Below are 10177 nucleotides of genomic sequence, written 5' to 3' on the forward strand. Positions count from 1 at the left end.
TGCCTGACTATTCCAGCCTCGCAGCTCCCTTAATGACGGATACAATACTTCTCTGTAAGTCTGCTGCGCTTGATGCCTGATACGGATCTGCATTAAAAAGAATAGCATCGGCAGTGAAGCCTTCTTGGACACGTCCCAAGCTGTCACCATATCCCAAAATGTCGGCGGCGGACGACGTGGCTGCCTGCCATGCCTCCTCACGTGTTAGTCCACAGTCGATTAATACATCCAATTCATCGAGGTTGTGTCCGTGGAGTGCAGGTGTAGCATAATCGGTACCAAAACCAATGCGTACGCCTGCTTTTTTGGCATAGCTGATCGCCTGCGGGTGAGCTGCGGCAGCGCGTGCGGCCCGATCCCGAATGACTTCAGGCAGGCCAAGCACGCCGGAAGGGTCTGCGGCAATCCGATAGATAGAGGCCGTAGGTACGAACGCTGTCTTAGACTGAGCCAACCGATAAGCTTGTGCCTCAGTCAAATACATTCCATGCTCAACAGACTCGACGCCTGCATCAATAGACCAGTCGACTGTCGGTCCACCCCAGGTATGAACCAATACTTTGGCGCCCTGCGCATGGGCAGTACGCACAATATAAGCGAATTCTTCCTCCGAAAACGCTGGGTTCAGCACTGTATCCGGCGCTGCTCCCAGTCCGCCCGTGGCCAGGATCTTAATCCAGGTTGCCCCGGAACGGATAATATCACTTACCCGCTGCTCCAGATGCTTAATCCCCCTTGCATCTCCGGCACCCAGCATATCGCCACAGGTGTGTACGCTTAAAGGCTGATTATATTGCTGCGCAATATGCTTCACTACACTCGGCAGAAGTCCGCCCGCATCACGTGCTGTAGTCACCCCGGTACGGAGCGTTGCCTCAAAGGCTTGGGCTTGCAGCACCTCTACCTCCAAGGCATCACGCTTCAATTGGTCATCATGATCGAAATCGGTCCATGCCAAGTGCGTATGGAGATCAATCACACCAGGACTGATCCATAAATCGCTGCCTGAGCTAGCATCCCGGGCATCCGGCGAATTAGACTCGACAATGGATGAGAACCGGCCGGCACGTATCGTGATATCGAATCGTTTTCCTTGAGTCCCGGCAATAAAAATATTATTAAAAATCTGGTCTTGTTGAGTTCCATTGGTCATTTTGCATTCTCCCAAATTGCTTTTTGGGCGGCAATGGCCTTGGAAGGATCCTTTTGCACAAATCCTGCCAGCGTCACAAGCGCTTGTTCAACGCCCTGCTGACTGGCATTCGCACCAAAATGATTGATGCGCCAGAGTTTATCATGCAATACTCCATCTCCAGGAGCAACAATCCCAATCGGCTTGTCGATATGGAGATTACTGCCTTCAGGAACCCGTACCGTTGTGGTTAGCGAGGAGTACCCAGTGCTATTTCTTTGCCACGGTTCGAGCCCCAAAGCCTCTACGCCAGCAATCATAGCTGATGCTGCTAACTGATGGCGGCGGTTGACCGCGGCCAAGCCCTCTTGCTCAATAAGCTCTAGAGATACAATAAGGTCTCTGGCTTCTAACGTAGGAATGTTAGCCGGAACACGCACAGGAGCTGTACTGTTATCTGGACGCTTAAGATCAAGCAACGATAGAATAGAATTGCGCGGCGCTTGTTCGTTGGACTCCAGGAACGCCCAGCCACGCTGGGACACACCTACGGCGCTGACCCCGTTGGGTCCAGCCAGCCCTTTCTGCGCACCAATGGCTACAAAATCAATGCCCCACTCGTCCATAAGCACCGGTTCAGCCCCGACGGCCGACACGGAATCGATCACGGTGATTAGGTTAGAACGGCGCGCGAGCTCCAGTATTTCTTTGGTTGGATTAGAACCCCCTGTGACCGCTTCTCCCTGAACAAAAGAAATTGCGCCAGGTTTATGGTGTTCGATTGCGGCAGCAACTTCATTTACAGTGGCTACTTCATCAAAAGGTACTTTAACCTCAATCACTTCTGCGCCACCGCGCTCCAGCCATTTTCCGAAAATATCCCCATAGGGACCGGTCACAACATTCAGAATTTTACGGCCGGGAGCAGAGATACCTGCTGCGATAGCCTCAATGCCCAAGATGGCCTCGCCCGGTATGATAACCGGGGATTCTTCTGTGGATAGGAGCCTAGAGAGCAACTGAGTGAGCGTTTCGAACTCCGAGATCGTAAGTGGCGAATATCCTTTATGAACTTGATTCATGACAAACCTCCTGCTGTATTGGATATTGGCATTTTGGGGACAGCGGACAATAACTCGTGGCTATATGACGTTTCAGGGCGTGAAAAGAATTGATCCTTGGGATTGATCTCCACAAGCTTCCCCTTACGCATAACAGCCACAATATCGCTTATCGCATGTATAACTCCCAGGTCATGAGAGATGAATAGCATTGTAAGATTAAGCTCCGATTTGAGCGTATTAAAGAGTTCAAGCATACTACGTTGTACCGAAACATCAAGCGCACTCGTAGGTTCATCAGCGATAATCACACTTGGCTCCACGCTTAAGGCACGGGCGATCGCGATCCGCTGACGCTGACCGCCAGAGAATTGGTGCGGATATCGACCGAGGGCTCTTTCGTCAAGATGAACACGGTTCAGAAGCTCCTTACAACGTTGTTCCACACCGGCACGATCCACAATTTTGTGAAAAAGCAGCCCTTCGGCAAGAATTTGCCGGATCGTATGCTTCGGATTCAGCGAGGAATCCGGGTTCTGAAAAATCATTTGGATGTCCTTATGCTGCTCCCGACTGCGTTTCTTCCCTAACACTTGGGAACCCAGCGAAACTTGTCCGCTACTAGGAGCAATCAGCCCCGCAATGACCCGCGCGAGCGTAGATTTGCCTGAACCTGATTCGCCTACGAGACCAAGTGTAGTATGCGGTTGTATTTCTAAGCTTACTTTATCCAGTGCGGTGAACTCACCATACTTCACTGTTAGGTCTTCTATCTGCAAGGCTGTCTTCATGCACCCGCACCCCTTTCAAGCTCCGGCAAAGGTAGCACCGAATTGATCAGCATCTGCGTATACGGATGTTGCGGGTTTTGCAGAAGAGGCAAAGATTCGCCGCGTTCGATGATCTGCCCCTCTTTCATCACGCATAGCGTAGAACACATCGAAGAAGCAATCGCCAGATTATGCGTAACAAAAACCATGGCAAAGCCCAGTTCCTGTTGCAGACGCGTAATCGTGTCAATAATTTGCTTCTGTACAGTAACATCAAGCGCAGTCGTCGGCTCATCACACAAGAGGATACCTGGCTTGCATGCTAGAGCTATAGCAATGACAATACGCTGGCATTGACCGCCCGACAATTGGCTCGGATACCGATCCTTCTGTTTCAGGGAATCGGGAAGTCCGAGCATCTCCAGTAACTCCAGAGCAATGGTGCGTGAAGCTTTCCGACTCACGTTCTGTCTGTAGTAAACTACCTCGGCAAGCTGCCTAACCACCGGACAAAGCGGGTCCAGAGCACCTCTGGGATCTTGAAAGATCATGGCGCTTCTCACATCACTCCGGATGGCTCCATCCACTTGCTCAACCCCACGCGGAAGTAACCCTAAGATGGAACGCAAAGTGAGCGATTTGCCTGAGCCAGATTCACCGACAAGTCCCAAGCTTTCGCCCTTTCCAAGAGAGAAGCTCACATTGGTGACCAATGGTTTGCCTGAGGACGTAGCGAGCGAGAGATTTTCTATTTCCAAAATGGGATTTGTAGCCATTATTTTCTCCTCCATAGGTCTGCCAGGCCATCACCCACAAGGGATAACGCGATCCCTGTGTATACAACCGCAATTCCTGGAACAGCTGATAGCCACCAGGCTGTAGTTATGAAGGATTGTCCGTCTGAAATCATCGTTCCCCAATCCGGAGTTGGCGGTGCAATACCGATACCCAGATAACCTAATGTGACGATCGCCACAAGCAAGCCAACCATATCGGTCATTAACACGACCACGGCCTGAGGCAATACATTGGGCAAAAGATGCCGCAGAATGATCTTCACCCCTGGAATTCCCATCGTTTGGGCAGAAGCAACCCATTCCTGCTTGCGAAACGATGCGCTTAGGCCTCTCGTTACACGGGCAAAGACGATCCAGCCCACCAAGATAAAGGTGATGTATATACCTTTTTGACCTGCGCCACTAGCGAAGGCCACGATAATAACAATTAAATAGAAGGGAAACGCAATAAAAGTATCGGTCACTAGTGAAATAACGGTATCCACCCATTTGCCGTAATACCCCGCCAGCATTCCCAGAAAGATACCTGTGCAAAAAGGGATGATCTCCGCCAGCACCATGATTTTCAAATCCGTCCGTGCCGCATAGATCAGTCTCGTGAACAAGTCGCGTCCTAGCTGGTCTGTCCCCAGCCAATGCTCCGAGGAAGGAGGCTGCAAAATCGCGTACAGATTCTGCTCGGAAGGCTCAAAGGGAGTAATGAACGGCGCAAATACAGCTATGCCTATGAGGAGTAAAAACATAATACTCCCGACAAGCAGAGAGGGCGTGTTCAGTATTTTTTTCAGGACACTTTGATTCTCTTGCTGTAGGTCCAGTAGTGTAGTGTTCATTGTTTTCCTTTCGTTCTGGGATCAAGCAGCCAGGAGGATATCTCGACCAGAAGACTGATGATGACCACAGATATCGCACAGTACAGAGCTATTCCTTGGATGACCGGAAAATCCCGTTTGGAGATTGCTGAGAATAGCAGACTGCCTATCCCCTTGATACCAAACACCTGTTCAACGACCAAGGTACCGCCGATCAGATAAGAAATATTTACGCCAAGCAGCATCAATGTAGGCAGCGCAGAATTGCGCAGCACATGCTTGGTCAGGATCACCCGGTTAGGAATTCCCGCCGCCTTCAAGGTGACTACAAAATCCGATTCCAACACTTCCAGCATCTGTGCTCTTAAGGACCGCACAAGGGTAGGAATTTGTGAGAAGGCAACGGTAATCGCAGGAAGTGTGAGACTGTATAAGGTTCCAGCCACGCCTTCCCCAACTCCCCCTACCGGGAACCAGCCCAGGCGAACGCTCAGGAACAAAATCAACAATAAGCCTACCCAAAAGACCGGCATACCGAGCGTGATCGTTGGAAAGATACGTATCAGATGATCCAGCAGTTTGTCTTTATTCGTCGCTGCAAGCGTAGCTAGCACAAGCGCCACTATTATTGCCAATACACTGGCCATCACAATCAACAAGAGTGTAACCGGAGCGCGCTCCGCAATCAGTTCTCTAGTCGACGTTCCCCAAGCAATGGAAGCCCCGGTATCGCCGTGTGTGAAAAGATTTTGTACAAATCGGGTGAACTGCTCCCATAGCGGGAGATCCAGCCCAAGTGAATGGTGCAAGGCTTGGATAGCTTCAGGCGTGCTGTGTTCCCCGAGGATCATTTTGGCAGGATCTCCCGGCACAATCCGTATAAGGAAAAAGACAGCCGCCACCACACAGGTGATAACGGCTGCCGCTCTTATGAGAGCAAGCACGAGCCACCTGCGCGGTGAATCGTTGTCGGCAAATTTTTTGAATAAACGGTTAGATTTAATCATTTTTTAATACGAACATCTTCAAAGCGAAGACTGCCGTTAGGAAGCACAACCAGACCTTCTACGGAAGAACGTACACCAGTAATAATATCTGGATAGTACAGTGGAATGTAAGGCACTTCATCCGCAAGAATCTGCTGAAGCTTGGCGTAAATATCTCCACGTTCTGCCCCATCAAGTGTTTTTTGGCCTTGGATCAGAAGTTTGGTCACTTCATCATTCGTGTAATGTGTCCAATAAGACTTGCTGAAACCGTTCGGATCGGTCTGGAAGGCAAGGATCGAGTTAGCTTCAGGAGAATCCGCCTGACCACTGTTAAGCATAGCCGAGAAATCATAAGCAAAGAAACGCTCACGGAATGAAGCTAGCTCAACCGATTCAATCTCAATATTGATACCGATGGTTTTAGCAGCAGCCTGAATGATCTGTGCCTCTTGCGCTCTTGTACTGTTTCCGGAAGCAACCAACAACTTCGTAGTGAAGCCATCAGGGAACTTCGACTTGGCAAGCTCTGCTTTAGCTGCGGCCTCATCATGGTTGAGTGCTTTAATCGTATCGTTAGTGTTATAAGGGATGGCTGGTGGCAATAGCGAATTCGCTACCTGCGCATAACCGAAGGTAAGCGCCTTGGTCAATCCATCACGGTCCAGGGCCAACGCCAGGGCACGACGAACATGGACATCAGAGAAATGTTTATCGAGTGTATTGAAGAACAACTGCTCCGTTACCCAACTGCCGTTAGTCGCTACTGTCGTATCAGCACCTTGCTTCACTTCATTGGCATTTCCAAGCGCAAGCGTCTCAATACCATCTACCTCACCCGCTTTAAGCTGGTTGATTGCTTGGCTATCATCTTCAATCAGCTTGTAGACAAGCTTATCGATGTATGGCTTGCCTTCCTGCCAGTAGTTAGGGTTTTTGCTGAACGTCAGATCACCCGCTGGGTCCCATTTTTCAACGACAAACGGACCAGTACCTATAGGGTTCTTAAAGAATTCTTCTTCAGTTACACCGCCAAATTTGTTAGGCAGAATACCGTTGGAGAAATTCGTCAGCTCGGAAATAAATGGCGTGTACGGCTCTTTTAGTGTAATTACTAACGTTTTGGCATCTTCGGCCTTAAGAGAAGCAACCTGTGCCGCGATAGCCAGAGGGCCACCCACAGTCAAATGCCGCTGAATGGAGAACACTGCATCCTCTGCAGTCACTTCAGTTCCGTTAGAGAATTTCAACCCATCACGCAGAACAAAAGTATAGGTCAAGCCATCTGGGCTAATACTATGTGACTTGGCTAGCCAATCCACAATCTTTCCTTCACTATCAAACGCAACCAGTGGCTCAAAAACTTTATCTATTGCAAAAGCGTTATTTGCAGTAATCTGATTGTGCAGGTCAAACGAGGTAACTGAAGCCGGACGTCCGTAAGTGAACGTTCCACCAGTTGCGGGCGGTTCTGTGTTTTTGCTTGTATCCGCGCCTTGGTTCGTGCTTTGATTAGCACCTGTATTTTGAGCCGCTTCATTATTCGATCCGGAGCATCCTGCCAGAACAACCATTAACAGAACCACTAAAGATCCAACCCAGAACGACTTCTTTCTTTGAAATGCATTAAACTTTGACATGTCAATCCCCCTCTTATGCAGTAAAACATATGCGCTTAGTATGAATAGATTATGTATGAATGTGCCCCTTCTGTCAAACAAAATTAAATCCCAAAAAAAGGTGCTAAACCCTCGCCGTTGTAGGGTTGTAGCAGAACATCTAACCACTTATAGTCACACAGCCTGCTAAAAGGAAATAGGTTCCTTTAAAGGGTGTCTTTACTGATTATTGTGTGCTGAATGCTCCCAAAGAATACACGTGATCTGCTCAAAGGAACATTCCTCAAAATATAGTCTAAACCTTTATCTTTCGCAACTCATCTATCATAGCGGATCTTTTCGGATAATCATTACATAACTGTTCAATTATCATTTGGGCCTGAAGTTTCCCACCGGCTTTGATTAGATGGCGAATCATTCCACATACTTTTTGATACTCTTTCCGATTCGATGATACGGCAATTTCCTCCGAAATAAGTTGTGTAAACAATGCGAAAACATCATCAGCATACTTAGAAACAAGATGCGGGTAATACTCTAACACAGCACGCTTATTCTTTTTAACATAATTCAGCAATCTCTGCGTCTCGTTCTCTTCAACAAGTACACGTCTATATAATGAGTCTGCACTCCAACTTCTGTCGCTCTTGTCCAGCTCGTTCAAAAGTCTCTCGTAGGCAATTTTCCAGTCATCCGCACTGTATAATCCTTTCAAACGCGAGTAATACAGATATTCGCCGTCTAACACAAACTCCTCGGCAATTTCGATTTGCTTTTCTAATTGATTAGTAAGTCCATAGATCTCATATTGATAAGCCTTCCACTCGTCCACTAAACCATGAAATCTGTTTGCTCTATCCTTTTTTTCTCCTTGCTTAGCTAGTTGTAGCGCTTTATCAAGGTCTTGATTCTGGATTGCTTGTTCAATCGCTTTTTTCCGAAAAACCGTATATTCAAGATGACTTTGTAAATAATGTTGTGCTTGGATTACGCCGTCGAACCTTTCAATGATTTGATACCACAGCCAAGCTGAGTGTTCAAGAAAATAGCTGTTTTTCGATAAGTGATTATCTTCCTCGCTCACTAATTTTTTAATGGTATCATTCCATAAATCCTTTTCCGCAGAGCTTGTCATCACATGAACAGCACTTTCCAAAAGTGACAGTTGCCAATCACTCCACCCTTTAATACTTGAATGGCCTGCCTCTTTTAAAAGCAATTTAAACAGTTTCGACTTTACCTTCGGGTCGTTCTCTTCAATATCGGTAGTCACACTACGAACTAAGCGCAGGCACGCCTGTATCATATCTCCGACAATACCACCGGAATCATCGCACTTCTGCAGCAAATTCCCCATCTCGTGCATAATGCAAAACGAAATTTCAGCAGCACGGATAGCTTTTCCGCCCTCCAAAGCATCCTCTGCTTTGACCATTACTTGTTCGGCACCAACTACAGCGTAACTAACATAACGATACGCGACGAAGCCATAGCGATCAGAATTTTGTTTGATAGAGGAGCGAATAATTTTTTTATATTCATTAAAACTGCTCTTATCATCGTCATCCATAAACCTCAAGGAAAGCGACCGCTTCACCTCATCAATATCTTCAGAAAAGTTGACAAGTAAGGTTACCAGTTCGTCTTTGCTAAGCTTGGACAATTCAACAGCGATATTTATTTGGTTAAGTTTCAATCCATTCAGCTCCTCTCCGATTTAAACATATAGCATTATCCTAACGAGAATAACGACACTCACGCAAGGCCTAGCCATCGATTTTCCATTCAATTTTATATTTTTAGCGAAATAGGAAAGTATAATAAGAGGGAAATACAGGAAGTCAAAAAATAGGAGGAGATTATGGGTCGACTAGTTCATTTCGAAATTCATGTAGATGACATGGAACGTGCTAAAAAGTTTTATGGCGAGGTATTTGGATGGACCTTTGAGGATTGGAGTAATTATGCTGGCATGCCTTATTGGGGAGCTACGACAGGAGATGCAAATGAACTCGGCATTAATGGGGCCTTGATGCAACGTCAAGGGGCTTCACCCCAGCCTGGTCAACCTATAAATGGATATGCCTGTACTATTGGGGTGGGAGATTACGATTCCACTGAATCCAAAATTCTTAGTCTTGGTGGCAAGTTAGCGTTGCCCAAGTATGCACTGCCTGGAATGGCGTGGCAAGGGTATTATATAGACACTGAAGGAAATACTTTTGGTATTCATCAGCCGGACGAGCATGCAAAGTAGCCTTTGAATCGTTAGACATGCAACAGTGGTGAAATACGCTTAAATGGAATTGAAAAAGACACCTTGCCGGGTGTCTTTTCTTTTGCTACTTACATAGTAGGAATCAATCATTATTCGACCTTACTGGCATCCAAAAAACCACCCAGCTATCCCGTAAAAAGCTACTCTTGTAAGCCATTAAGCTTCATTAAACTCCATATGGAGTATATTCCTTCAATCTTATTATTCATCCTCAGGAAGGCTCTCCACAGCTGTAAAGAATACATCTAGGAGATCTCTGTCAAAATGTTCTCTGACATAGTCTGATACTTTCTGCAATTGCTCCTCGGTGTCATACTCCAGACATGCACGCCCTTCGGACCATAATACCGTAACTTGAAATACCTCTTTCAATTGTTCAATCATAAAATCCTGTTCCACAGATTCGCGGCTGGCTGCCAACGATCCCACACCCCTTCTGCAAGTGATCCTCTAAATATATTTCTCTCTCCTTTATTATTCAAATTTTAATTATATCTTTTCGATGACATTTATCACATGCGAAAAATAAAAACGAATATACTCGGACCTACCTTAAAATTAGTACTCACTTCTTCAAGACGGACTCCAGAGGCCTTATTGCCTTTAAATTCAGCCATTCAGGAAGATAACGGACTCCAGAGCTAATCCTGTATCACTGCAATAGAAAAAAATTACAGTAAAAAGGAATACGACTCAAACACTGTTCGAAAAGCCTGAAGACC

10 protein-coding genes are annotated in these 10177 nt (G+C 46.9%); 1 reads left to right on the forward strand and 9 read right to left on the reverse strand.

Annotated elements, in window-relative coordinates:
- Positions 1 to 7 precede the first annotated feature (7 nt).
- From ACFORK_RS22375 to ACFORK_RS22410, 8 genes are all read right to left on the reverse strand, one after another.
- Positions 8 to 1153: an amidohydrolase family protein gene (locus ACFORK_RS22375; RefSeq protein WP_379203169.1), complete on the reverse strand. Its 1146-nt coding sequence runs from the start codon at positions 1151 to 1153 to the stop codon at positions 8 to 10.
- Positions 1150 to 2214, reverse strand: coding sequence for a pyridoxal-phosphate-dependent aminotransferase family protein (locus tag ACFORK_RS22380; RefSeq protein ID WP_379203171.1), 1065 nt, complete (start codon positions 2212 to 2214; stop codon positions 1150 to 1152). The genes ACFORK_RS22375 and ACFORK_RS22380 overlap by 4 nt, the downstream gene beginning before the upstream one ends.
- The gene (locus tag ACFORK_RS22385) at positions 2211 to 2984 is read right to left on the reverse strand and encodes an ABC transporter ATP-binding protein (protein WP_379203173.1); all 774 of its coding nucleotides are present in this window, start codon (positions 2982 to 2984) and stop codon (positions 2211 to 2213) included. Before ACFORK_RS22385 ends, ACFORK_RS22380 begins: the two co-directional genes overlap by 4 nt.
- On the reverse strand, positions 2981 to 3739 hold the full coding sequence (locus ACFORK_RS22390) for an ABC transporter ATP-binding protein (RefSeq protein WP_379203175.1): 759 nt from the start codon (positions 3737 to 3739) through the stop codon (positions 2981 to 2983). Before ACFORK_RS22390 ends, ACFORK_RS22385 begins: the two co-directional genes overlap by 4 nt.
- Entirely contained in the window at positions 3739 to 4593 is an 855-nt protein-coding gene (locus tag ACFORK_RS22395) for an ABC transporter permease (RefSeq protein ID WP_379203177.1), read from the reverse strand. The genes ACFORK_RS22390 and ACFORK_RS22395 overlap by 1 nt, the downstream gene beginning before the upstream one ends.
- Positions 4590 to 5579 carry an ABC transporter permease gene (locus ACFORK_RS22400; protein WP_379203179.1) on the reverse strand — a complete coding sequence of 330 codons (990 nt, stop codon included), beginning with the start codon at positions 5577 to 5579 and terminating at the stop codon, positions 4590 to 4592. Before ACFORK_RS22400 ends, ACFORK_RS22395 begins: the two co-directional genes overlap by 4 nt.
- Complete coding sequence (locus ACFORK_RS22405; RefSeq protein WP_379203181.1) at positions 5576 to 7198, reverse strand: ABC transporter substrate-binding protein; 1623 nt, start codon at positions 7196 to 7198, stop codon at positions 5576 to 5578. The genes ACFORK_RS22400 and ACFORK_RS22405 overlap by 4 nt, the downstream gene beginning before the upstream one ends.
- 274 nt (positions 7199 to 7472) lie before the next feature.
- Positions 7473 to 8873, reverse strand: coding sequence for a hypothetical protein (locus tag ACFORK_RS22410; protein WP_379203183.1), 1401 nt, complete (start codon positions 8871 to 8873; stop codon positions 7473 to 7475).
- 165 nt (positions 8874 to 9038) lie between these two features.
- Here ACFORK_RS22410 and ACFORK_RS22415 point away from each other — a divergent pair, with 165 nt between their 5' ends.
- On the forward strand, positions 9039 to 9434 hold the full coding sequence (locus ACFORK_RS22415; RefSeq protein WP_379203185.1) for a VOC family protein: 396 nt from the start codon (positions 9039 to 9041) through the stop codon (positions 9432 to 9434).
- Between the two features lie 222 nt (positions 9435 to 9656).
- On the opposite strand, the gene ACFORK_RS22420 is transcribed toward ACFORK_RS22415, so the two are convergent.
- Complete coding sequence (locus tag ACFORK_RS22420; RefSeq protein ID WP_379203187.1) at positions 9657 to 9884, reverse strand: hypothetical protein; 228 nt, start codon at positions 9882 to 9884, stop codon at positions 9657 to 9659.
- Positions 9885 to 10177: the final 293 nt, after the last annotated feature.

It is taken from the genome of Paenibacillus sp. GCM10012306 (assembly GCF_042649265.1).
Taxonomy (GTDB): Bacteria; Bacillota; Bacilli; order Paenibacillales; family Paenibacillaceae; genus Paenibacillus_AQ.